This is a genomic window from Actinomycetospora succinea, assembly GCF_004363095.1.
GTDB lineage: Bacteria > Actinomycetota > Actinomycetes > Mycobacteriales > Pseudonocardiaceae > Actinomycetospora > Actinomycetospora succinea.
Window position 1 is genome coordinate 633,439 of sequence record NZ_SNYO01000003.1, and the last position, 22,219, is coordinate 655,657.

A 22,219-nucleotide genomic window follows, 5' to 3' on the forward strand; every position below is an offset into this window, starting at 1 on the left:
TCCTCCGGGTGCCCGCAGACGATCAGGGAGACGACCAGCTGCGCTGGAAGCCCTCCCGCGCCGGCATCCTGAACGTCTACCAGTACCAGGACGAGGTGCTGGAGTTCGCCGGCGGACGCCTGCTCCTGCGGGGTGTCAACGGGTCGGGCAAGTCGACGGCGATGAACATGCTGCTGCCGTTCCTGCTCGAGGCGGACGTCCGCAAGATCGACGCCGCGGGCGAGCAGCGCGGGGTGCTGCGAAGCTGGATGCTGTCGGACCACGACGACACCCAACGCACCGGCTACCTGTGGATCGAGTTCGAGCGCGGCCAGCAGGACGGGCCGAGTGAGTACCGCACGGTCGGCTGCGGCATCCGCGCGAACCGCAGCACCGACCGCGTCGCCACCTGGTGGTTCTCCACCGACCGCCGGGTCCGCATCGACCTGCGGCTCACCGAGGCCGACGTCCCGTTCTCGATCGACGTGCTGCGCTCCGAGCTCGGCCACCGCGGGCAGGTCTTCACGTCGACCGCCGAGTACCGCGCCGAGATCGCGCGCCGCTTCTTCGGCGGCGTCGACCCGACGGCGTACTTCCGGCTGCTGCACCAGGTCCGCAACCCCCGCGTCGGCGACCGCATCGACACCGACCTGCCCCGCACCCTGCGCGAGGCGCTGCCGCCGGTGCCCGAGGACGCGGTGCACGACGCGGCCCAGCCGCTCGAGGACCTCGAGGACCACCGCCGCAACGTCACCGACCTCGCCCGGACCGCCGAGGCGCTGGACGGGGCGGTCGAGACGTACACCGACTACGCCCGACGGGTGCTGATGACCGAGGTCGAGTCGGCGGCCACGGCTGTGGACGTCGCCCGGACCGCCGCGAAGCGGGTGGACCGCGACAGGAGCGGGGTGGACAAGGCGACCGCGGCACAGGAGACCGCCGGCAGGAACGTCGGGGATCTCACCGACGAGCATGCCGAGGCCACGGCCGAGCGTGCCGGCCTCGCGGCGCTGCCCGAGTACACCGCGCACGCCGACCTGGTGCGCCGTCGCGATGAGGTCGCCCGCGCCGACGCCCACGTCGCCACTCTCGACGGCCACCGTGCCCGCGCCCGTGAGCGCGTCGTCGCCGCGGCCGCCACCGTCACCGCCGCGCGCGGTCAGCTCGACTCCGACCTCGCCGGGGTCGCCGAGGCGCTGCGCGCGGTCGCCGACGCCGCGCGGGCCGCCTCGGCGCCCGGGGTCGTCGACCGGCTCCCCGACCCGCCGGCGCCGGCCACCGAGCCCCGCCGCGACGAGGCCGGCGAGACGACGGTCGACGTGCCGGCCGACCCCGACGACGACCTCGGCGACCTCGAGCTGACGACCGTCGCCGACGCCCTGCGCGCCCACCGCACGACCGTGCGCGGGGTCGCCGAGCAGGCCCGCGGTGCCCGGCGCGCGACCGAGGCCGGCGACGCCGCCGAGTCCGCCGCCGGCGAGGCGCAGACCGCCCACGAGGCCGCCGCCGAGCAGGCCGCCGCCGCCCGCCGGGCCGCGCGCGCCACCGCCGACGAGCACGCCGAGGCGGTCGCGGGCTGGACCCGCCGGCTCGCCGGGCACGCCGCGGAGGCGCCGGTCGCCGAGCCCGGCGGGGCCACCGGGTGGCTCGTCGTGCCGTCGGGCGGGGACGTCGCGGACGGCGACGACCTCCGCCACGCCGCCGACGCCCGGCGCACCCGGGCCCGACGCGCCGCCGACGACGTCACGAGCGCCCTCGACCAGGCCCGGAGCCGGGCCGCGACGCGCGTCGAGGAGGTCGACGAGGAGCTCGCCGGCCTGCGCGCCGAGCACGACCGCGTGGCGTCCGCCGGCGAGCTGCCGCTGCCCCGGGCGCCGTGGCGCACCGACGACGACGTCGCCGACGGGGCCCTGCTGGCCTCGCTCGTCGACTTCCGCGAGCACCTCGGCGACGCCGAGCGCGCCGGGCTCGAGGCCGCGCTGGAGGCGTCGGGCCTGCTCAGCGCCCACGTCGACGGCTCCACCGGGACCCTCCGTGCGGGCGACCTCGTGGTCGGCGCGTCCACGCCCGTCGACGGCCCGGCGCTCGACACCCTGCTCGCGCCCGTGGACACGGGGGCGGTCTCTCCCGACGCCGTGGCATCCGTGCTCGCCGCCGTGGGGACGTCCTCGGGTGCGGTCCGCGTGACCACCGACGGCACCTTCGCCGCCGGCCCGCTGCGCGGTCGCCACGCCAAGGCGGCCGCCGAGCACGTCGGCGCGGGCGCGCGGGCCCAGGCCCGGGAGCGCCGCCTGGCGGAGCTCGCGGCGTCGATCACCGATGCCCAGGCCCGCCGGGACGCCGCCGGCACGATCGCCGACGCGCTGACGCAGCACGCCGAGGGCCTGCGCCGGCTGGCCGCCGAGCTGCCCGGCACCCGCGGGGTCGACGACGCGGTGGCCGCCGCGACCGGCGCCGTCCGCTACGCCGACGGCGCCGAGGCCCGGCACCGCGAGCTCACGACCGCCGCGACCGACGCCCGCCGCCGCGCCGACGAGGCCTGGGCCTCGCTGTCGCGCGCGGCCTCGGAGGCCGGCGTGCCCACCGACCCCGACCGTCTCGACGGCCTGCTCGAGGCCGTGGTCGACGCCGAGCGCGCGCTCGCCGCCGTCGACTCGGCCCGTGACCGGGTCGCCCGCACGGCCCGCTCGTGGCGCGAGGCGATCACGGCCTGGGAGCGCGACGCCGCCGACCACGCGACCGCCGTCGGCGAGCATCGCGACGCCAGCGGGCGGGCGGCCTCGGTGCGCACCGAGCTGACGACGATCGAGGAGTCGCTCGGCGAGGAACCGGCCAAGGTCGCCGCGCGCGTCGGGGAGCTCGACGAGCGGCTGCGGGCGATCGCGGGCCGCCTCGAGGAGGCCCGCGAGCAGCGGACCGCGGCCGCCGTGGCGCTGTCGAAGGCCGAGATGACGCTCGAGGAGACCCGCCGCGCGCTCGACGAGAAGCAGCGCGCGGCGCGCTCGGCGCGCGGACGGCTGGCCGAGGCCGCGGCGGTGCCGGGGCTGCTGCAGGCCGCGGAATCCGTCGAGGAGACCGACGACGAGGAGTCCGCCCCCGAGCCCCTGCCCTCGGTCGCCGACACCGTCGAAGGCGCCGAGGAGCTCGTCGCCGCGCTGCGCGAGCGGATCCCGGCGCCGCGGCGGTCGGTGAGCGAGGACGCGCTGGAGAAGGCCCTGCGCGCGGCGCGTGACGACCTGGCCAGCGGCTGGGACATCGAGAGCCGCCGCAGCGCCGACGGGATGCCGCTCGCGGTGCACGTCAGCGGGCCGTCGCGGGCGGTGCTCGCGCAGATGGTGCACCGGGTCGCGGTGCAGCGCCGCCGCGCGACCAGCCTGCTCTCGGCGCAGCAGGACCAGGCGCTGCGCAACCTGCTGCACGGCCGGATCGCCCGCGAGGTCGCCGACGCCCTGTTCTCGGCGCGCGAGCTCGTCGACCGGATGAACCGGATCCTCCAGGGCGTCACGTCCAGCCAGGGCATCGGCGTGCGGCTCGACTGGCGCCCCCGCGGCGACCTCGACCCCGAGACGGCGACCGCGCTGGAGCTGCTCGGCAAGCACCCGGACCTGCGCTCGCCCGAGGAGGACGACCAGGTCCGCGAGGCGGTGAAGTCGCTCGTGGAGGCGGCCCGCGTGCGCGACCCCGAGGCGTCCTATCGGACGGTCATCGCCGAGGTCCTCGACTACCGCACCTGGCACGAGATGCGCCTCTACCTGCGCCGACCCGGCCGCAGCGACGAGCTGCTCACCCGCCGGACCACGCTGTCGGAGGGCGAGAAGAAGCTGGTCACGGTGCTGCCGATGGCCGCGGCGGCCGCCGCCAGCGCCGCGGCGCACGACCCGCACGGCGTCGGCGCGCCGCGGCTCGTGCTGCTCGACGACGCGTTCGCCAAGGTCTCCGAGGACAACCACGCCAAGCTCTTCGGGCTGCTCGTGGACCTCGACGTCGACTTCGTCGTCACCTCCGAGCGGCTGTGGGGCACGCACCCGACGGTCCCGGCGCTGGCGATCACCGAGGTGCTGCGCGACCCGGAGCTGCGCGCGATCGCGCTCGTGCACTACAGGTGGGACGGTGCCGCGCTCGAGGTGCGCGCGTGAACGGTGTGCGGACCAGCGTCTTCGCCTACGTCACCGAGTCGCCGGAGTACCGGGAGATCCTCGCGGTCTTCGCCGGGACGTTCTTCGCGGAGCTGACGCCGGCCGAGGTGACGGCGCGGCTGGACTCGGACCTCGACGAGGCCACGGTGACCGCCCGGCTCGAGGCGCTGCGGACCTGGGGCAACCTCGAGGTGTCGGCGTCGGTCGGCCAGGTCGGCACGGTCGAGGACTACTACCGGCGCCGCAACCGCTACCTGATCACGCGCGTCGGCCAGGAGGTGCACGACCTCGTCGAGGGCGTGCTCGCGCAGGTCGACGACGTGCGGGACGTCTCGCTGGGGCGCCTGGACCAGGTGCGGGCGGGGCTCGAGGCGCTCGTCGCGCTCGACGCCGGGACCGCGCCCCCGGGCAAGCTCGCCGAGGCCGTCCGCGCGGTGTTCGACCCGCACGTCGCCTTCTCGGCGGAGATCACCCAGTTCTTCGCGGCGATCAACCAGTGGCAGTCGCGGTTCGACCTCGACGAGGACGAGTTCGCGTTCTTCTCCGAGGTGCTCGTCGGCTACGTCGGCGAGCGGCTCGAGGCCCTGCGTCGCCGCGCGCGTCCACTGGCGTCGCTGTTGGAGACGGTGCTGCCGCGGGTGCCGGTGATCGTGGAGCGCGCGGCGGACGGGCTGGCGGCACGGGTCGCGGCGGCGGGGCTGTCCTCGGTGCGCGTGCGTCGGGAGCCGGGGGCCGCGGTCGCCGACTGGGAGAACCTCGCGTCGTGGTTCGTCGGCGGGGTCGGGCGGCCGAGCCGGGTCCAGGTCCTCGAGCGCGACGCCGTCGACGCCGTCCGCACGCTGACCCAGAACCTCACCCGCCTCTCGCGCACCGGCACGGCCGGGGCGTCGCGGCGCGCCGACTACCTGCGGCTGGCGCTGTTCTTCGACCGTTCCGACCCGTCGGCGACCCACGAGCTGGCCGCGGCGGCCTTCGGACTCGCCGGCGCTCGGCACCTCGGCGGCGCCGGCGGCGACGACACCGACCCCGTCGACGCGTCGGTGTCGTGGTGGGAGGCGCCGACCGCGCAGGTGCCGATCAGCCTGCGCGAGCGCGGCGACGCCACCAGCCGCGGGCGCACCAGCCGGGTCCAGGACCGCAGCCAGGAACGGCGTCACCTGCTGGCCCGGCGCGCCGAGGCCGAGAAGCGCGCCGCGGCCGCCCGCGCCGAGCTGCTCGAGGTCGGCGGCGACGGCTTCACCGCCCGCCTGTCCGAGCCCGCCCTGCGCGAGCTGCAGCGCGTGCTCACCCGCGCGGTCGCCGACCTCGGCCCGGCGGCGACCTCGGGCACCGTGGCCCTCGACGGCGTGCGCTGCACCGTCGCCCGCGCGCCCGGGACGTCGACGACCGTCCCGACCCACGCCGGCGCCCTGCGCGTCCGCGACCTCACCCTGACCGTGGAGCCGGCGCCGTGAGGGCCGCGGTCGGTGTCGTGACGAACGAACGGCGCTCTCGCTGCTTCGGTAGCAGCGAACTCGCCGTTCGTGTCAGCGGGGTCGGCGTTCGGGCGCCCGCCAGGTGCCGCGTGTCCGGGAACGAACGGCGCTCTCGTCTCGCGAGTAGCAGCGAAAGCGCCGTTCGTTCGTCGGGCGGGGGCCCACGGTGACGGCCGCGCGGAGCGACCCGCAGCGCGACGGCGAGCTCGTCACCGCGACGCGGGCGCTACTGACGCGGCCCTGGCGCACGGTCGAGCAGGACCCGGAGATCGTCGCGCTGGTCCGCCGGCACGCCGACGCGCTCGACGCGTGGTTCACGCAGGAGCTGAACTACCGCCTCGTCGTCACCGCCGACACGGCGCGCCTGGTCAAGGTCGGGCACGTCCCCGTCGACCGGCCGCTGCGGACGATCTCGACGACGCCGCGCGCGTTCACGCCCGCCGAGTACACGGCGCTCGCGCTGGTGCTCGCGGCGACGACGTCGGGACCCGACCGCACGAGCCTGCGCGACCTCGTCAACGGCGTGCACTCCGCGGCCGCCGAGGCCGGGATCGTCATGGACACGGACACGGCGTCGCGCCGGGCGCTGGTCACGGCGCTGCGGTGGCTGATCGCGCACGGGATGGTCCGCGAGATCGACCGGGGCGTCGGGCTCTACGAGCACGACGCGGACGCCGACGCGCTGCTCGAGGTCCGCAACGACCGGATGGCGCTGCTGCCGACCGGCGCGGTCGCGGGCGCGGAGTCGGCCGGCGACCTGGTGGTCCGGGCGCGCGAGCGGGGGTCGGCGTCGACGGCGGCGCGGCGGCGGCTGGTCGAGGACCCCGTCGTCCTCGCCGACGACCTCGAGCCCGCCCGCTTCGCCGAGCTCCGCCGCCACGCCGGCGACGAGGCGCGGCGGATCGAGGCGCGCACGGGGCTCGTGGTCGAGGCGCGCGAGGAGGGCTTCGCCGCGCTCGACGTCGACGGCGGCTGCTCCGACCTCACCTTCCCCGGCAGCGGCACCGTGGCGCACGCGGCGTTGCTGCTGGTCAGCGAGCTGATCTACCAGTTCCGTCCCGCCGAGGACCCGGACCCGATCCCGTGGCCGTCGGTGCGCGAGGTGCTCGCGGAGCTGGTCGGCGAGTACGGGCGGTACTGGTCGAAGGCGGCGATCGCCGACGCCGAGCGGTTCGCCGCCGACGTGGTGGGGGTGCTCGAGGCGATGCGGCTCGTGGCGCGCGAGGCGGAGGGCTCCTTGCGCGTGTTGCCCGCCGCCGCGCGCTACGCCCCGGCGGTGACCGTCGCGGAGGGCGACGACGAGGACGAGCAGCCGACGCTCTTGTAACTTGTCGGTTAATGAAAGCTCTGGTTACATAGCGGGCGTGTTCCCCGCCGAAGCGCTCGCCGACCCGGTGCGCCGGGCGATCGTCGAGCGCCTCGCGGACGGCGAGGTCGGGGCGGGCGAGATCGCCGCCGACTTCCCGGTCAGCCGCCCCGCGATCAGCCGCCACCTGCGCGTGCTGCGCGAGGCGGGGCTCGTGACCTCGCGGGTCGCGGGCCAGCACCGCATCTACGCCCTCGACCGCCGCCCGCTGGCCGAGCTCGACGCCTGGCTGGAGCGGTTCCGGCCGCTGCCCGGGCTCGCTGCCTCCGGTCCCGCGAGCCGGCTCGACGCCCTCGACACCGAGATGCACCGCGGCCGCCGGGCCCGCCGTGCCGCCGACGAAGGAGACACCGATGACCACGCCGCCGGCTGAGGTCCGCACCGACCCCGAGGGCACCACGACCGCCGTCTGGCGCCGCGAGTACCCCGACCCCGTCGACGACGTCTGGGCCGCGATCACCGAGTCCGAGCGGCTCGGGCGCTGGATCGGCACGTGGACCGGCGAGCCGCGCGTCGGCGGCACGGTGTCGTTCACGCTGACCGGCGAGGTCGACGCGGGCGGCGAGGTCGACGAGCCCGCCGACGTGCTCATCGTCGCCTGCGACCCGCCCCGGCGCCTCGTCGTCGAGTTCCCCGCGCCCGACGACCAGGCGTGGCTCGTCGACCTGACCGTCGAGCCGCAGGGTGCGGGCGCCGTCCTCGTGTTCGCGCAGCGGCTCGTCCCCGGCATGAAGGTCGAGGACGTCGACGCCGGCTGGCGCTGGTACCTCGACCGCCTCGGCGCGAGCCTCGCCGGCACGCCGATGCCCGACTGGTCCGACTACGCGCCCGAGCCCGCGGGGTGAGTCAGCGTGGCGGCCACGCTGACACTCAACGTCAGGAAAGCCCCCACGATCACGTCACCGACGCCGGGCGTTCCTGATCCGTCGGCTCCCCGCGCAGTTCGCGGGCGAGCAGCGTCGCGGCGGCCGAGGCCGCGGGGATGGCGAGGACCGCGACGAACGGGATCGCCGCGAGCAGGTAGGTCGGGATGCCGACGCCCCAGGTCGCGAGGCGGCGGGTGCGCAGGAGCCGGCGGCGGGCGCCGAAGTCCAGGCCCCGGCGCTGCAGGGCCGGCGCGGTGAGCTCGATCATCAGCAGGCGCCCGCCGACCAGCGCCGCCGCGACGGGAGCGAGCACCGGACCGACGACGGGCACGAAGCCCAGCACGAACAGCGGGATCGCGGCGAGCACCGAGAGCCCGATGAGCAGCAGACCGTCGCGCACTCCGCGCGCCACCGAGCGCACCCACGACGGCTCGACCGCACCCGGCACGGGACTGATGCCCTCGTCGACGATCTCGGCGAGCTTCTCGTAGAACGGGCCGCCGACCGCCAGCGTCACGGCGACGAAGGTGACGACCGCGACCGCCGCGGCGGCGGCCACCACTGCCGCGCCCGCGGCGAGCCGCGCCCCGGTCCGCAGCGCCTCGGACCACCCGTCGGCGAACGGCGTCAGCGCCGCGGCGATGTCGGGCAGCCAGACGACCAGCGTGCCGAGCGCTCCGAAATACAGCACCGACACGATCAGCGCGGGGATCGCGCCGAGCAATAGCAGGCGCGGGGTGCGCAGCACCGTGACCGCGCCGCGCACGAACAGCCGGAGCCCCAGCACCAGGTCCACGGTCGGAGATTGTCCCGGTTCAGGCGATCCAGGCCCGGGCCCGGTCGAGCAGGGCGCGCGCTGCGGGGCTCAGCGGCGCGTCCCGCCGACGCGCGAGGTCGATCTGCGCGCGGACCTCCGGGACGAGCGGCACCGAGCGCAGGTCGTCGCGACCGGCAAGAGCCGGCGACGGGACCACGGCCACCCCGAGCCCCTGGAGGGCGAGGTCGACGAGCACCGGCGGCGAGCCCGCCTCCAGTGCCGGGTGCAGCGTCACCCCGCCGTCGGCGGCCGCCCGGTCCAGCGCCGCACGCACGCCGGCGCCGACGGGCAGGGCGATGACCGTGTGCTCGGCGAGCTCGGCCACCGTGACCGTCTCGCCGAGCGGCCCGCCCGGCGGGACCGCGGCGACGAGCGGGACGTCGAGGACCACGTCGACGTCGAGGTCGGCGGGCGGGTCGCCGTCGCGGCCGACCCACGCGAGGTCGAGGTCGTGGCTGCGCAGGCCCTCGAGCAGCGCGTCGGTGGCGGCCTCGACCAGCCGGATCTCGACGCCCGGGTGGTCGCGGTGGAAGTCGCCGAGCAGGCCCGGGAGGTCGATCACCCCGCCACCGCGCACCATCCCCACCGACACCCGCCCGCGGACGAGGCCGGCGAGCTCGTCGGCGGTGTCGCGGACGCCGGTGACCGCGGCGAGCGCCGCCCGGGCGTGGGGCAGGACCGCCTCGCCGGCGGGGGTGAGCCGGACCCCGCGCGCCGAGCGGTCGAACAACGTCTGCCCGAGCTCGCGCTCCAGGCGGGCGATCTGCGCGCTGATGCCGGGCTGGGCGACGTGCTCCCGCGCCGCCGCCCGCGTGAACCCGCCCTCCTCGGCCACCGCGACGAGGTAGCGCAGCTGGTGCAGCTCCATAAGCATCAGTTGTACCAGCGAGCCTCTCCAGCTCTTCGACTTTTGGCCGGGCGTCGGTCAGGGTCGACGTATGCGCACCCCCACCGAGACCATGACCGCCTACTTCGAGGGCTGGCAGCGCCACGACGCCGAGTCGCTGCGCGACGTCCTCGCCGACGACGTCGTGTTCGACGGCCCGATGGGCCACGTCGAGGGCGTCGACGACAACGTCAAGAGCCTGCACGGCCTGCTGAGCATCGTGACCGACGTAACGATCCGGCAGGTGTTCGCCGACGGCCCCGACGTGTGCACGATCTACGACCTGCACACCACCGAGACCGACGCCCCGATGCTCACCGTCAACTGGGCCCACGTCGTCGAGGGCCGCGCGCGGACCATCCGGGCGATCTTCGACCCGCGCCCGCTCGTGGGCTGACAGACTAGAAGCCGTCAGCTTGCTCGCGCGTTCGGACCGCCCGGGCTGATCTCGCGGCGGAGGGCGTCTTGATTCTCGGCCACGAATCCGAGTTCGGTTCGCAGATTGTCTACCTTGAGTTCGACGACATTCATCTGCGGTCGAACTCGAGCGAGCATCTCGTCTCGAAGAACCTTGTAGCACACCGCTGCCCCGGTGAGGGCGCCGAGCAAAATCCCGATGAGGAGAACGAGCCAGGCAACGAGGACCACGATCATCACCCCCGACGTGGCCGAACCCGCTGACCCCGGGTTCCGATGGCCCGTCACGGTTCGGCGTCAGTCTCGATGATGACGGTTCCTACTCCTCCGTCAAGTGGCATCGTGAAGCTGCGCTCCCCTGCAGACGCAGTTCAGCTTGATGCTCGGACGACGAATGATCGTCGCGATCGAGGGGGAGACGGCATGAGTCAAGTCGACCACCGCACGGTGAAGTTGGGTGAGGTGCTCGCATCGCTCATCGAGCGCCAGGGCTACAGCAGAAATCGACAGAAGATTCTCGATTCAGTGGGGATCAGTTCCTCGGCGCTCTCGCAGTACCTGCGGGAGCAGAGCAAGCCGAGCTTCGAGAAGCTCGTCGCCCTCGCAAGGTTCTTCGACGTCAGCCTGGACTACCTCGTGTTCGGGCAGCGGGCGGCGCCGTCGATGGACTCGGGTCCTGTGCCGGCGATGATCGAGCACGCCCTCGCGGACGCCCGCGCGCGCACCAGCCGCCATGCGGCGATCGTCCGCCGGATCACCCGCGTCCTCGCCGACCGCGTGGACGATGTCGCCCGCGAGCTATCGGAGACGCCGAACGCGTCTCGGGAGGGCTTGCTGCAGGACGATGAGCTCTTGCGGCTCGAGCGCTACGCCCGGAGCGTCGACGTGCTTAGTCCCGATCTGGACTTCGATGTCGTCACGTTGCCAGACGGTTCGACGGCACCGGGAGCCTTTCTGGAACAAGTCGTGAGCAACCTGGCGCGAAGCTGCACTTATCGCTTCCTCGCCTCGGCTGAGGAGGGTTCGAAGTCCGGGACAGCACTTCGACAGATGCTCGTCGCCCGAGCTGGCGGTGATGCCGTCGCCGCCGAGTGCGACTTCCGTGTCACCAGTCTTCCAGTCCTGGTGGGAATCTGCCTCGTTGAGATCGATATCACGCCGTTCTCAGCTGAAGAGCCGGCCTTGTACGAGCAACTCGAGACCTACATTAGCGCTGAAGGATGGATCGGATATGTGATTCGGCCTAACCGTGAGTCGAACGCTGATATGGTCATGAGTAAGGACCGCCGCGAGAGCGCCAGGCAGGGGTTCGACGCCGCTTGGCGCTCGGCGCAGCGGCGCACTGAGACGCCGGCAGGGTCGCTGCTGAGAGCTTGACCGATGGGTCTATATTCCGCCCATGGCGACGAGCCCCGTGGTCGGGCGAGTGCTGGCTGTGGAGCCGATCGACGGCGCTGAACAGGTACGTTCAGCGCGGGTTGACGCTGGCACTCGCACGCTGCAGGTCGTGTTCGGAGGGCCGCCTGTCGTCCAAGTCGGTTCCCTTGTTCCAGTAGCGCCACCGGGGACTCGCGTTGCTCGATGCGGCAAGGCGGTCTCCGTCAAGATGAGGACGCGACGGTACAGGGGGACTCTGTCCGAGGGCATGCTGTGTAGCTTGGCGGAGCTGGGCTGGGTCCACGAAGGTCCAGACGAGGTCGCTGTTCTCAAGAAGGGTGTGGCTGGCCAAGTCCTTCCATATGAGGGCGAACTCGCAGAGTGGCTGTCAGAGCTCTCTTATCAACGCCATATCGAGTTCTTCTTACCGCTTGGGGGGAACGTTCTCCCCCTCATCACGAATGAACCGATCTCCCCCCCGACGGCACCTTTGTCGGCGGCCGAACTTCGGGCGGCTTGCCACCCTCGGCGGCGTGGATTGCGCTCGCTCGTCGGCTGAATCCGAGTCGGACAGTCGGATCGGCCGCAACTAGGGTCGGGCGCGTGCGGATCGCGTCGCTGCTGCCCGCGGCCACGGAGATCGTCGGCGCGCTGGGGCTCGCCGACGACCTCGTGGCCGTCACCTTCGAGTGCGACCGGCCCGAGGGCATCCGCGCCACGCGCCCGGTCGTCGTCGACACCGCGCTGCCGGCCGGCCCCACGCCCGGGGAGATCGACGCGATCGTCCGCGACCGCGCCGCCCGGAACCTGCCCCAGTACGAGCTCGACCGCGACGCCCTGCGCGACGCCGCGCCCGACCTCGTGCTCACCCAGGACCTGTGCCGGGTGTGCGCGCTCCCGGAGTCGACGGTGACCGAGGCGCTCGCCGACCTCGACCTCGACGCCACCGTGCTGACCGTCGACCCGCACACTCTCGACGAGGTCCTCGACGCCGTCGCGGCCGTCGCCCGGGCCGCGGGGGCGCCGGACGCGGGGACGGACCTGGTCGCCGGCCTGCAGGAGAGGCTGACAGCGATCGATCAGGCGGTCGGAGGACGACCGAGACCCCGCGTCCTCGCCCTCGAATGGGTCGACCCGCCGTTCCTCCCCGGTCACTGGGTGCCGGCGATGGTGCGGCGCGCGGGCGGGGAGCCGCTCGCCGGGATCGACGGCGGCCGCAGCGTCGCCACGTCATGGGAGGAGGTGGCGGCTCAGGACCCCGACGTCGTCCTCGTCGCCCCCTGCGGCTTCGGTCTCGACGACGCGGTGGCCCAGGCCGAGGAAGTGCGCGAGCGCCTGCCAGGCGTTCCCATGGTCGCCGTCGACTCGGCGTCCTACGTCGTGCGCGCCGGCCCCCGGCTGGTCGACGGGATCGAGGCGATCGCGCACGCCCTGCACCCCGACGCCGTGCCCGCACCGCCGCCGGGGCGGATCACCCGGCTCAGCTGACCAGCTTGCGCGGACCCGGCCCGTCGGCGGCGAGCCGGTCGTGCGGGTTGGCGAGGCCGCAGCGGTCGAGCGACAGGCACCCGCAGCCGATGCAGCCGGTGAAGTCGTCGCGCAGCTGCTGGAGCCGGCGGATGCGGTCGTCGAGCTCCTCGCGCCACTGCGCGGACAGGCGCTCCCAGTCGTGGCGGTTGGGCGTCCGCCCGTCCGGGAGGCCGTCGAGCGAGGCGCGGATCTCCGCCAGCGGGATCCCGACGCGCTGGGCGATGCGGATGAACGACAGCCGGCGCAGCACCTCGCGGCGGAAGCGGCGCTGGTTGCCGGGGGTGCGGCGGCTGTGGATCAGGCCCTCGCGCTCGTAGAAGTGCAGGGCGGAGACCGCGACGCCGCTGCGCTCGGCGACCTCGCCGACCGAGAGCTCCTGGCCCGGGTAGGGGCGCGGGTGGTGGTCGTGGTGATCGGTCACGTCGGGCTCCCGGCGGCGTGCTCGAGGCGGGCGCGGCGCAGGGTCCGTGCCCACCAGGTCAGGGCGTCGAGCAGGACGGTCGCGGCGGCGCCGGCGACCTCCTCGCGAGGCCGTCCGGTGCTGTCGAAGGCCCCGGCGGCGCCGTGGAAGCTCACGGTGTCGCGCAGCCCGACGGCGTGCAGCTCGGCGAGCACGGGGCGCAGGTGCTCGACCGCGCGCAGCCCGCCGGACAGGCCGCCGTAGGCGACGAACCCGACCGGCTTGTCACGCCACTCGGCGCCGGTCGCGTCGATCGCGGTCTTCAACGGGCCGGGGAAGCTGTGGTTGTACTCGGGCGTCACGATCACGACGGCGTCCGCGGTCCCGATCCGCTCGGTGAAGCCGGCGTCCAGCCCGGTCTCGAGCAGGTCGACGACGTCCACGGAGAACTCGGGGCGTCGTCGTGCGCGCTCGGCGAACCAGGCGGCGACGACCGGGCCGAAGCGGCCCTCGCGGACGCTGCCGATCACGACGGCGAGCCGGACGGTGTTCTCGCTCATGGGAGGAACGTAGAACCTCGACTATTGTTCAGGTCAAGGACGCGAGGAGGCGGACGGTCGCGACCGCGGCCTCCTCGGTGCGCACCCCGGTGCGCTCCGCCCACCCCGACACGGTCTCACCGCCGGCCAGGGCGACGGCGAGCTCGTCAGAACCGGAGACCGCCACCTCCGCCGTCACGACGTCGCACGCCGCCAGGATCCGCTCCCGCCGCCGGGCCAGATGCTCGGCGAGCACGCGGCGCAGCTCGGTGAGCGCGCCCTCGTCGCCGCCGGCGAGGTCGGCCGCGGCGCGGCGGAGCAGCGCCTGCAGGGTCTCGGGCGGCAGGCCGGGGTCCTCGGGCTTCTTCGCATCCGCCGTGCGCCCCCGCTTGGCGTCGCGGCGACGCTGCTTCTCGGCACGTCGCTCGCGAGGGCCGGCCATGCCGACATCCTCGCCCCTACCGCTCGGCGAGCGCGTCGCGGCCCGGCGTGAGGCTGGCGGCGTCGGCGGCCGCGCGCCCGGCGGCCCACCCCTCGCCGTTGCCGACGCTGAAGCGCCGGCGGGTCAGGCGCGGGAAGAGCTCGCCGACCGTGCGCTCGACGACCTCGGCACGCGCCGCGAGCACCGGCAGCAGACCCTCGCCCAGCTCGGCGCGCGCGTGCGCCTGGGCCTCGTGCGCGGCGGCCTGGAGGCGCTCGCCGATGCGCGTCGCGTACGCGAGGAGGAAGGCGTGGCGGAACGACCGCGTCCGCGAGCGCGGCACCGAGCCGTCGTCGGCGACCAGCATCGCCCGGTCGGCCTGGACCAGCAGCGACGTGACCAGCAGCTCCACGGTCGCGAGGTCGGCCGCGTGCCCGATCACGGTGACCATGTCGAGCGCGGCGAGGCTCACCGCGCGGCACCGGTTGGCGCCCGCCACCTGGTGCACGAGGCTGGACTTGGCGCTCGCGTAGGGCGGGTCGATCCACAGCCGGCGGGCGGCGGCCCGGGGTGCGGCCTCGCCGGGACCCGCCACCACCGCCTGCTCGAGCGCGTGGCGCCCCATCAGCTCCTGGGCCTTGGCGGAGAGCGCCTCGGCCTCCTCGGGGAACTCGGTGGACTCGGCCTTCGCCAGCAGTCCCCGCACCCGCGCGAGCACCCGGGCGTCGACGCCCTCGGGCACGCGCTGCTCCTCGCCGAGCCACGGCAGCGTCGGCAGGGAGCGCAGCAGGCCGACGAGGGCGACGCTCGCCGACAGCGCGTCGTCGGGGTCGAGACCGCGCACCGAGCTCCACTGCGCCACCAGCGGCACGTCGCGTGCCGGCGGCGTGGCCCCCAGGTCGGCGAGGTCGGCGTCGAGCGCGGCGTCACCGCGCGGGCGGCGGGAGGCGGCCGCGCTCAGGACGTCGACCGCCAGCACCACCCGCCCCGCGGACAGCCGGCGGCGCACCACCTCGGTGACGTCGCGCGCACCCCACCCCCGCGCGTGCAGCGCGTCGGCCGCGTCGAGCAGCGCCAGCTCGGCGCCCGCCAGCAGCGTCCGCGACGTGCCGTACCGCGCCCGCAGCACGGCGGTGACCTGCTCGCCGCGCCCGCCGGCCGCCGCGAGGCCGGCGAGGAAGCGCGCGGCCTCCTCCGGGTCGTCCGATCCTGCTCTCGTCGCCATCCGCCCTCCTGCCCGGTCCGACGGCGGGTGCCGTCACGGGGTTCGACGGGCCCGGCCCCCGCACGGTTCCACAGAGTTCGAGAGCAGTTCCCCCGGACGGGTCCCCGTCGCACCCGGGCACGCGTGGTCGGCCCGGGGGCGGGATGCGATCGTGGTCCGTCGAGCAGGGACGACGGGGGAAGGGAGCGGGGTGGTGGGCGTGCCGCAGGAGCCGGTCGCGATCCCGACCGACGCGCCCCGGACCAACGGTGTCGCCGGCGCCCCCCACGCGACGCCCGAGCACGACCCCGCCCTGCGCGACCGGGTCCAGCGGTTCGTCGGCGTCCTGCGCCGCGTCGCCCTCGCCCGCGCCCGCCCGGTGCGACACACCCGCCACCACGTCGGCGAGCTGCCCCTGGTCGACGTCGCCGACCAGTCCGCGGTCCGCCGCCCCCGTGAGGCCGGCGACGAGATCCTCCGCGCGCCCGCCGACGGCCCGCTGCGGGCGACGTTCGACGCGCTGTTCGACCTCATGCGCGCGGCCGCCGACCAGCCCGAGGCGGTCGAGCTCGTCCTCGCCAGCGGGCTGCTGCACGCCCCCGACCAGGACGTCCGCGTGCACCTGCTCGCCCGCCCGGTGCGGATCGAGCACGACGGGGACGACATGGTCGTGACCCTCGCCGGCGAGGCCACCGCCTGGGAGGACGAGGAGCTCCTCGCGGGCACCGGGCTCGTCGACGACACCGTCCACGCCGGCGAGGCTGCCCCCGCCTCCCCGCTCGACCCCGACCTCGTCGACGTCCTCGCCGCCTGGGCAGACCGCCGCCTGCGGGTCGAGCACACGCGCGGCGACGACTGGATCGGCCCGACCGGCCCCGGCACCGCCCTCGTGCCCGCGCCGACCCTGATCGCCCGGCGCCGCGGGGCCGCGGCGCTGCGCACGTTCTACGACGCGATGGTCGCCGACCTGGCCGACACGTCCCGCCCGCTGCCCGTCGGCCTCGCCCAGCTCGTCGAGGCGATCGAGCCCGCCGACCGCGCCGCGTGGCTCGCCCGCACCGGCCACGACGACCCGCCCGTCACCGACCCGCTGTTCCCGCTGCCCGTGGGCGCCGCGCAGGGCCGCATCCTCGGGCGGCTGGGGCGCGACTCCGGCGTCGTCGTCGAGGGTCCGCCGGGCACCGGCAAGACGCACACGATCGCCAACCTGCTCTCCGCGCTGCTCGCCGAGGGCCGCCGCGTGCTCGTGACCAGCGAGAAGGCGCAGGCCCTGCGGGTGCTGCGCGACAAGCTGCCCTCCGAGATGCGCGACCTGTGCCTCTCGCTGGCGGAGGCGGACGACCACGAGCCGGGCATCGCCGGCCTCGCCGCGCGCAGCACCGAGTTCGACCCCGACGAGTCCGCGCAGGCCGTCGCGGACCTCGTCGAGCGCCGCGACGAGCTGCTGGCCGAGCGCGACGCCGCCCTCGACGCGCTGGTCGCCGAGCGCGCCGCCGAGACCACCGTCGCGCGCGACCTCGGCCCCGGCATGACGGGCACGCGCGCCGAGATCGCCCGGCGCCTGCGGACCGCCCACGAGCGCGACGGGTGGCTCGCCGACGTCGTCGGTACCGACGTCGAGCTGCCCGCCTCGCCGCCGCTCTCGACCGCCGAGTTCCGCACCCTGCGCACCCTGCTCGCGAGCGAGACCCCCGAGCGGCGCGAGCGGACCCGTCTCGTGCTGCCGCAGCCGGTCGAGCTGCCGCCCGAGGACCACGTCGCGGGGCTCGCCGCCGCCGTCCTGCGCGGCCTCGACGCCACGTCCGGGGACGTCGGCGACATCGTCGCCGCGCTGGGCGGGCTGCCCCCCGACGCCGCCGCGCACCTGCCCGAGGTGAGCCGCCGGGTCGCCGACGCGCTCGCCGAGCTGGGCGAGACCGGTGACGAGGCCGAGTGGGCGCACGGCGTCACCGACGCCGTGCTCTCGGGGCGCGCCGGGCACCTGTGGTCGCGCGCGACCGACGGGCTGCGCGCCGTCGACGCGATGCTCGAGCACGACCGCCGCGCCGGCCCGGCCCAGGTCCGCGTCGAGGACTCCGTCGACGTGGCCGCCGCCGCGCCGGTCTTCGAGCGCTTCGCGACGTTCCTCGCCGACGGCGGCACGACCCGCCGGATGTTCAAGCCCGACGAGCAGAAGGCCGTCGAGCCCTACCTCGTCGACATCCACCTGCACGGCGCCGACCCCGCGACCGTCTCCGGGGCGTCCGCGATCGCCCACCACCTGCGGATCCTCGAGATCACCGACCGGCTCTCCGAGGGCTTCGGCCCGCTCGGGCACCCGCTGCGCCGCGCCGAGCACCGCGCCCTGCTCGTCGAGCAGGTCCTCGCGCTGCGCGCGACGTGCCGGGCGGTGGGCCGGGTGCTGACGGCGGCGATGGGGGCCCGTCGCCTGCTCGCCGCACTGCCGCCCGCCGACCGGCCCCGCGTCGACTCGCTCGCCCGCCTGCGCGTGCTGACCACGCTGACCCTGGACGTCGACGACACCCGCGCGGCCGAGCTCGCGCGCGCCGAGCTCGACGAGGTGATCGAGCGGGTCCAGGCCGGCGTGCCGCCCGCGCGGCAGGCCCCGGAGCTCGTCGCGGTGCTCGACGCCCTGCGCCGCCGCGACCCCGAGGCGTACGCCGACGCCGTGCTCGCCGTCGAGACCGCGCACGCCGAGGCCCGCGACCAGCGCCGCGCCGACACCCTCGCCGACCGCCTGGACAAGGCCGCCCCGGGCGTCGCCGCGCTCCTGCGCGCCCACGCCGGCGAGCCGTGGCCCGACCGCGAGGAGCGCTTCGAGTCCGCGTGGGCGTACGCGCGGGCGGCCGCGCGGGTGCGGCAGTGGGCGGCCGCCGAGGACGCACCGGACCGGCTCGCCGACCTCGACGTCGAGCTCGCCGGTGCGACGGCCCGGCTGGCGGCGGCCAAGGCGTGGCGGGCGTCGCTGACCCGGATCACCGCCGAGCAGATGCGCGCGCTGCAGAGCCACCGGGCCTCGGTCGCCGCGGTCGGCAAGGGCACCGGGCGCCACGCCGACCGCTACCGGGCCGCCGCCCGCGAGGCCGTGGAGGTCGCCCGGGACGCGGTCCCGGCCTGGGTGATGCCGATCCGCGAGGTGCTCGCCGCCGTCCCACCGCGCCCCGACGCGTTCGACGTCGTGATCGTCGACGAGGCGAGCCAGGCCGACCTGACCAGCCTGTTCCTGCTCTGGCTCGCGCCGCGGGTGATCGTCGTCGGCGACGACCGGCAGTGCACCCCGGCCGACGTCGGCGTCGGCTCGCTCGAGCCCGCGTTCGCGCGGCTGGAGACCGACCTGCCCGAGGTGCCGTTCTACCTGCGCAGCCAGTTCACGCCACGCGCGAGCGTGTTCTCGGTCTTCCGCGCGACGTTCGGGCCGCCGATCCGGCTGCGCGAGCACTTCCGCTCGATGCCCGAGATCGTCGGCTGGTCGTCGCGGGAGTTCTACAGCGGGCCCGGCGAGGGGGACGCGCCGCTGGTGCCGCTGCGCCAGTTCGGCGCCGACCGGCTCCCGCCGCTGCGTGCGACGTTCGTGCCGGACGCGGCCGTGCGCGGTCAGGGGTCGTCGCTGGCCAACGACGCGGAGGCGTCCGCGCTCGTCGACGCCGTGGCGCGCTGCGCGGACGACCCGGCCTACGCCGGGGCGACGTTCGGCGTGGTCGTGCTGCAGGGCCACGGGCAGGTCGAAGTGATCGAGGGTCTGCTGCGGGAGCGCCTCGGTGTCGACCAGTGGGAGGCCCGGCGGCTGCGGGTCGGCGTCGCCGCGGACTTCCAGGGCGACGAGCGCGACGTCGTGTGGCTCTCGATGGTCGTCGCGCCCGGCCACCGTCTCGTGGCGCTGACGGCCGAGCGCTACCGCCAGGCGTTCAACGTGGCCGCCTCGCGCGCCCGCGACCAGCTGTGGCTCTTCCACTCGGTCGCCGTCGACGACCTCACCCCCGCCGACCTGCGCCGCAGGCTCCTCGAACACGTGACGGCGGTCGAACCCGTCGGGTCCGCGGGCGCGCCGGAGAACCGGCCGGCGCCCGCCGAGGTCGACCGCGAGCACCGCCACCCGGCATTCGGCAGCCTGTTCGCGCAGCGGGTCTTCGCCGACCTCTCCGAGCGGGGTTTCGCGGTCGTCCCGCAGGTCGAGGTGCACGGCCGCGTGCTCGACCTCGTCGTGACGGGCGCGACGGGCCGGCTCGCGGTGCTCTGCGACGGCGACGAGGCGCGCCGTCCCGCGACTCGCGCCGACGTCGAGGCCGAGCACGACCTGCGCCGGTGCGGCTGGCCGGTCGTGCGGGTGGTCGAGTCCCGCTACGTCGCCGACCCCGAGGGCGCCCTGACCCCGGTGCTCGACGCGGCCTCGGCCGCCGGGATCACGCCGCAGGCGCCGACCGGCCCCCTCGCCGTCGTCGAGTCCGCGCCCGGGGACGGGGTGGAGTACCGGCCCCGGCGCGGACGCTCGGGGCGCGCGGTCCTCGGGGGAGCGGTGCCCGAGACGCTCGACGACCTCGTGGCCGACCTCGCCGCCCAGGGCTTCCCGCCCCCGCGCCGCGACGCGCGCGTGCACGACCCCCGTGGTGGCGGCGTGCTCAGCGACGCCGCGGCGCTCTGGCCGACCGGGATCAGCCGGCGCGCCCTCGCCCCGCCGGTCGTCCTCGACCCCGACGTCGCCGACCCGGCCCGCGACCGCCTCCGGGAACTGGGCTACAAGGTGCTCACGTCCGTCGCCGACGTCCGCGCCCACCTCGCGGAGTCCTCGGAGCGCTGAGGCCCGGGGGAGTACCAGCGATGCGGCATCGCTGGCGTCTCATGCCAGGATCGCCACATTCTCGGCATCGCGACACGCCGATGCGGAGCGTTCTCTGAGGTACCGCGCCCGGTAGTGCCGCTCCGCGTCGTCGACGACGCGCGCCAGCAGCCGCGCCCCGAGGAACGCGCCGAGCGCCGCGTCGAGGACCGGCCCGGCGGCGGGCACGAAGCGCAGCAGCTCGGTCGGCCCGCGGTGCACCGAGAGCCGCATGACCACGAGCCCGGCGAGCTGTCGGCGGTCGTCCGCCTCCGCCGCGGCCGCTCCGCTCCGCTGCGTGCCGCAGGCCCCGTGGGCCGTCCCGCCCAGCGTCGTCGCGACGAGCGCGAGCACCTGGGTCCGGTCGTCGTCCGAGCGCACCGCGAAGCCGTAGCTCGCCCCGACGTGGGACACGGCGCGCACGCAGGTCGCCGTCGTGAGCAGGGTGTCGACGCCCAGCGCGCCGAGCACGCCCACCACCGGTGCCCACCGGCCCGCGCCCAGGACCCCGGTCAGCAGCCCGCTCGCCCCGGCCTGCACGGCGCCGACCGTCGCGTAGAGGCGCGTGAACGCCGGGCGGGCGTCGAGGACGTCGTCACCGACGGCGGGCTCGGGCGTCTCGCGCCCCAGGACGACCCGAGCGGGGTCGAGCGTCGCGTGACCGAGCCACTCCCCGGCGGTCCCCGCGAAGGACGCCAGGTCGCCCGGTCCCGGCAGGGCACGCAGCCAGCCGGTCAGCGTGGCGAGCACGTCGGAGACCCGGCTCGTCGGCGGGTCGACCGGCGGCGGGACCAGGCTCAGGGGCGCGAGGGCGGCGGTCATCCGGGCTGACGCTAGGTCGCCCGGACGGGAACCGGAGATCCGCGAGCTGCCCGATCGGTGGCCGCCCGGTGAACGCCGGGTGGACGCTGCGCCGAACGGGTCAGGCGCCCGCGAAGATCTCGTCGCCTTCGTCGTCCATGTCGTCGCCGCCGTCGTCGGGCTCGCCGTCGACGTAGGGCGCGTAGTGCGCGGGGTCGAACGGCAGCTCGACGCCGAAGGGCAGCTCGTACTTGTCGTGCAGGAAGCGCTCGCCGTACAGGTGGCGGGCGGTGTCGACGACCTTCGCCAGCAGCCGCGCCGACAGCACCGCCCCCACGCCCACTCCCAGCACCGGCACGAGCTGCGCGAGCTCGCGCTGCCCGATCTGGCCGAGCAGCCGCTGGTAGACGGCCTGGCCGAGGCGCTTGATCTGCACCTGCTGCTGCTTGCGCTTCTGGTTCTCCTCGGTCTTCGCCGTGATCAGCTCGGAGAGGTCCTGGTACGCCTGCGGGGAGTCCTCGTCGGACGACAGTCCGACGGCCAGGACGGCGAGCGCGATGATCTGCTCGGACCGCTTGGTGACGTCGTAGCCGTGATACGCGGCGACGTGCGCGACGGCGCGGGTGCACGACCCGACGGTGAGCAGCGTGTCGCCGGTGAGCGCCGCGGCCAGCACCGCGATGCCCGGCAGGCTGCCGAGGCCGGCACCGCCCGTGCCGCCGGCGGCGACCGTGACGCCCGTCGTGGTCAGGATGCCCGTGACGCCGCCCTGGACGCCGGCGAACACCGTGTAGCCGAGGTCGAGCCGCGGCATCGCCGCCTCGATCTGGGCGATGTCCAGGTCGCGGATGTCCTTGAAGTCGGTGACGTCGTGACCGTGCGCGCGGAAGTCGGCGAACACCGCGTCACGACGCAGGGTCGCCGCACCCGCCCCGGCGCCGGCCGCCGCGAGCTGGTGGAGCGCCGTCTGCACGCCGTCGTCGACCTGCGAGACACCCGGCACGCGACGCAGGAACGACGTGACCTCGGCGCGGACCCCGGCGATGCCGTTGAGCACCGGGCTGAGCATCCCGGAGGTGCTCTGGATCTCCCGGTCCTTCCACTGCACGACCTCGCGCCAGCGCTCCGCGTCGCTGGGGGAGACGTCCGGCGTCGTCTGTGCAGGATCGTCCGTCGTCGTGCTCACAGTCGG

General features: G+C 75.5%; 19 protein-coding genes. 10 read left to right on the forward strand and 9 right to left on the reverse strand.

What is annotated here, in order from left to right; all coding sequences use genetic code 11:
* Positions 1 to 8 precede the first annotated feature (8 nt).
* The 5 genes from EV188_RS14265 (at position 9) to EV188_RS14285 (ending at position 7,801) form a co-directional block, all read left to right on the forward strand.
* On the forward strand, positions 9 to 4,115 hold the full coding sequence (locus tag EV188_RS14265; protein WP_166659878.1) for a TIGR02680 family protein: 4,107 nt from the start codon (positions 9 to 11) through the stop codon (positions 4,113 to 4,115).
* Positions 4,112 to 5,569 carry a TIGR02677 family protein gene (locus EV188_RS14270; RefSeq protein WP_243741688.1) on the forward strand — a complete coding sequence of 486 codons (1,458 nt, stop codon included), beginning with the start codon at positions 4,112 to 4,114 and terminating at the stop codon, positions 5,567 to 5,569. The genes EV188_RS14265 and EV188_RS14270 overlap by 4 nt, the downstream gene beginning before the upstream one ends.
* A gap of 187 nt (positions 5,570 to 5,756) precedes the next feature.
* Complete coding sequence (locus EV188_RS14275) at positions 5,757 to 6,917, forward strand: TIGR02678 family protein (protein WP_133826899.1); 1,161 nt, start codon at positions 5,757 to 5,759, stop codon at positions 6,915 to 6,917.
* A 37-nt stretch (positions 6,918 to 6,954) separates the two neighbouring features.
* The gene (locus EV188_RS14280) at positions 6,955 to 7,329 is read left to right on the forward strand and encodes an ArsR/SmtB family transcription factor (RefSeq protein ID WP_133826900.1); all 375 of its coding nucleotides are present in this window, start codon (positions 6,955 to 6,957) and stop codon (positions 7,327 to 7,329) included.
* Positions 7,310 to 7,801, forward strand: coding sequence for an SRPBCC domain-containing protein (locus EV188_RS14285; protein ID WP_133826901.1), 492 nt, complete (start codon positions 7,310 to 7,312; stop codon positions 7,799 to 7,801). The genes EV188_RS14280 and EV188_RS14285 overlap by 20 nt, the downstream gene beginning before the upstream one ends.
* Before the next feature lie 49 nt (positions 7,802 to 7,850).
* Here EV188_RS14285 and EV188_RS14290 read toward each other — a convergent pair whose 3' ends face one another.
* On the reverse strand, positions 7,851 to 8,618 hold the full coding sequence (locus EV188_RS14290; RefSeq protein WP_133826902.1) for an EI24 domain-containing protein: 768 nt from the start codon (positions 8,616 to 8,618) through the stop codon (positions 7,851 to 7,853).
* 19 nt (positions 8,619 to 8,637) lie between these two features.
* On the reverse strand, positions 8,638 to 9,507 hold the full coding sequence (locus EV188_RS14295; RefSeq protein WP_133826903.1) for a LysR family transcriptional regulator: 870 nt from the start codon (positions 9,505 to 9,507) through the stop codon (positions 8,638 to 8,640).
* Positions 9,508 to 9,577: 70 nt separating this feature from the next.
* On the opposite strand from EV188_RS14295, the gene EV188_RS14300 reads away from it, so the two are divergent.
* Positions 9,578 to 9,922, forward strand: coding sequence for a nuclear transport factor 2 family protein (locus EV188_RS14300; protein ID WP_133826904.1), 345 nt, complete (start codon positions 9,578 to 9,580; stop codon positions 9,920 to 9,922).
* 14 nt (positions 9,923 to 9,936) lie between these two features.
* Here EV188_RS14300 and EV188_RS14305 read toward each other — a convergent pair whose 3' ends face one another.
* Positions 9,937 to 10,179 (reverse strand): hypothetical protein, encoded by a 243-nt coding sequence (locus EV188_RS14305; RefSeq protein WP_133826905.1) that lies wholly within the window; start codon positions 10,177 to 10,179, stop codon positions 9,937 to 9,939.
* Positions 10,180 to 10,365: 186 nt separating this feature from the next.
* Between EV188_RS14305 and EV188_RS14310 the strand changes: the two genes are divergently transcribed.
* From EV188_RS14310 to EV188_RS14320, 3 genes are read left to right on the forward strand one after another with little or no spacing between them, the layout of a single operon-like run.
* A complete protein-coding gene (locus EV188_RS14310) occupies positions 10,366 to 11,319 on the forward strand; it encodes a helix-turn-helix domain-containing protein (RefSeq protein WP_166659879.1) in 954 nt (317 codons plus the stop codon).
* Positions 11,320 to 11,341: 22 nt separating this feature from the next.
* Positions 11,342 to 11,878 carry a hypothetical protein gene (locus tag EV188_RS33215; protein WP_133826907.1) on the forward strand — a complete coding sequence of 179 codons (537 nt, stop codon included), beginning with the start codon at positions 11,342 to 11,344 and terminating at the stop codon, positions 11,876 to 11,878.
* 44 nt (positions 11,879 to 11,922) lie between these two features.
* Complete coding sequence (locus EV188_RS14320; RefSeq protein ID WP_133826908.1) at positions 11,923 to 12,807, forward strand: ABC transporter substrate-binding protein; 885 nt, start codon at positions 11,923 to 11,925, stop codon at positions 12,805 to 12,807.
* Here the strand turns inward: EV188_RS14320 and soxR are convergent.
* Genes soxR through EV188_RS14340 form a run of 4 tightly spaced genes read right to left on the reverse strand, consistent with a single transcriptional unit; the run spans position 12,800 to position 15,434 of the window.
* A complete protein-coding gene (soxR, locus tag EV188_RS14325) occupies positions 12,800 to 13,270 on the reverse strand; it encodes a redox-sensitive transcriptional activator SoxR (RefSeq protein ID WP_133826909.1) in 471 nt (156 codons plus the stop codon). The two genes, EV188_RS14320 and soxR, sit on opposite strands and share 8 nt — an antisense overlap.
* A complete protein-coding gene (locus tag EV188_RS14330) occupies positions 13,267 to 13,809 on the reverse strand; it encodes an NADPH-dependent FMN reductase (protein ID WP_133826910.1) in 543 nt (180 codons plus the stop codon). The genes soxR and EV188_RS14330 overlap by 4 nt, the downstream gene beginning before the upstream one ends.
* Before the next feature lie 28 nt (positions 13,810 to 13,837).
* The gene (locus tag EV188_RS14335) at positions 13,838 to 14,230 is read right to left on the reverse strand and encodes a hypothetical protein (RefSeq protein WP_133826911.1); all 393 of its coding nucleotides are present in this window, start codon (positions 14,228 to 14,230) and stop codon (positions 13,838 to 13,840) included.
* Between the two features lie 16 nt (positions 14,231 to 14,246).
* The gene (locus tag EV188_RS14340; RefSeq protein WP_133826912.1) at positions 14,247 to 15,434 is read right to left on the reverse strand and encodes a DUF2786 domain-containing protein; all 1,188 of its coding nucleotides are present in this window, start codon (positions 15,432 to 15,434) and stop codon (positions 14,247 to 14,249) included.
* Between the two features lie 199 nt (positions 15,435 to 15,633).
* Here EV188_RS14340 and EV188_RS14345 point away from each other — a divergent pair, with 199 nt between their 5' ends.
* Entirely contained in the window at positions 15,634 to 20,208 is a 4,575-nt protein-coding gene (locus EV188_RS14345; RefSeq protein WP_133826913.1) for an AAA domain-containing protein, read from the forward strand.
* A 39-nt stretch (positions 20,209 to 20,247) separates the two neighbouring features.
* On the opposite strand, the gene EV188_RS14350 is transcribed toward EV188_RS14345, so the two are convergent.
* Both EV188_RS14350 and EV188_RS14355 read right to left on the reverse strand, forming a co-directional pair.
* On the reverse strand, positions 20,248 to 21,048 hold the full coding sequence (locus EV188_RS14350) for a hypothetical protein (RefSeq protein ID WP_133826914.1): 801 nt from the start codon (positions 21,046 to 21,048) through the stop codon (positions 20,248 to 20,250).
* A 100-nt stretch (positions 21,049 to 21,148) separates the two neighbouring features.
* A complete protein-coding gene (locus tag EV188_RS14355) occupies positions 21,149 to 22,213 on the reverse strand; it encodes an EcsC family protein (RefSeq protein WP_133826915.1) in 1,065 nt (354 codons plus the stop codon).
* Between the last annotated feature and the right edge of the window lie 6 nt (positions 22,214 to 22,219).

Excerpts from the sequence above, each read along its gene's own strand:
- EV188_RS14305 (WP_133826905.1), bottom strand. The coding sequence starts at position 10,179 with ATGATCGTGGTCCTCGTTGCCTGGCTCGTTCTCCTCATCGGGATTTTG.
- EV188_RS14300 (WP_133826904.1), top strand. The coding sequence starts at position 9,578 with ATGCGCACCCCCACCGAGACCATGACCGCCTACTTCGAGGGCTGGCAG.
- EV188_RS14330 (WP_133826910.1), bottom strand. The coding sequence starts at position 13,809 with ATGAGCGAGAACACCGTCCGGCTCGCCGTCGTGATCGGCAGCGTCCGC.
- EV188_RS14340 (WP_133826912.1), bottom strand. The coding sequence starts at position 15,434 with ATGGCGACGAGAGCAGGATCGGACGACCCGGAGGAGGCCGCGCGCTTC.
- EV188_RS14350 (WP_133826914.1), bottom strand. The coding sequence starts at position 21,048 with ATGACCGCCGCCCTCGCGCCCCTGAGCCTGGTCCCGCCGCCGGTCGAC.
- EV188_RS14310 (WP_166659879.1), top strand. The coding sequence starts at position 10,366 with ATGAGTCAAGTCGACCACCGCACGGTGAAGTTGGGTGAGGTGCTCGCA.
- EV188_RS14335 (WP_133826911.1), bottom strand. The coding sequence starts at position 14,230 with ATGGCCGGCCCTCGCGAGCGACGTGCCGAGAAGCAGCGTCGCCGCGAC.
- EV188_RS33215 (WP_133826907.1), top strand. The coding sequence starts at position 11,342 with ATGGCGACGAGCCCCGTGGTCGGGCGAGTGCTGGCTGTGGAGCCGATC.
- EV188_RS14285 (WP_133826901.1), top strand. The coding sequence starts at position 7,310 with ATGACCACGCCGCCGGCTGAGGTCCGCACCGACCCCGAGGGCACCACG.
- EV188_RS14295 (WP_133826903.1), bottom strand. The coding sequence starts at position 9,507 with ATGGAGCTGCACCAGCTGCGCTACCTCGTCGCGGTGGCCGAGGAGGGC.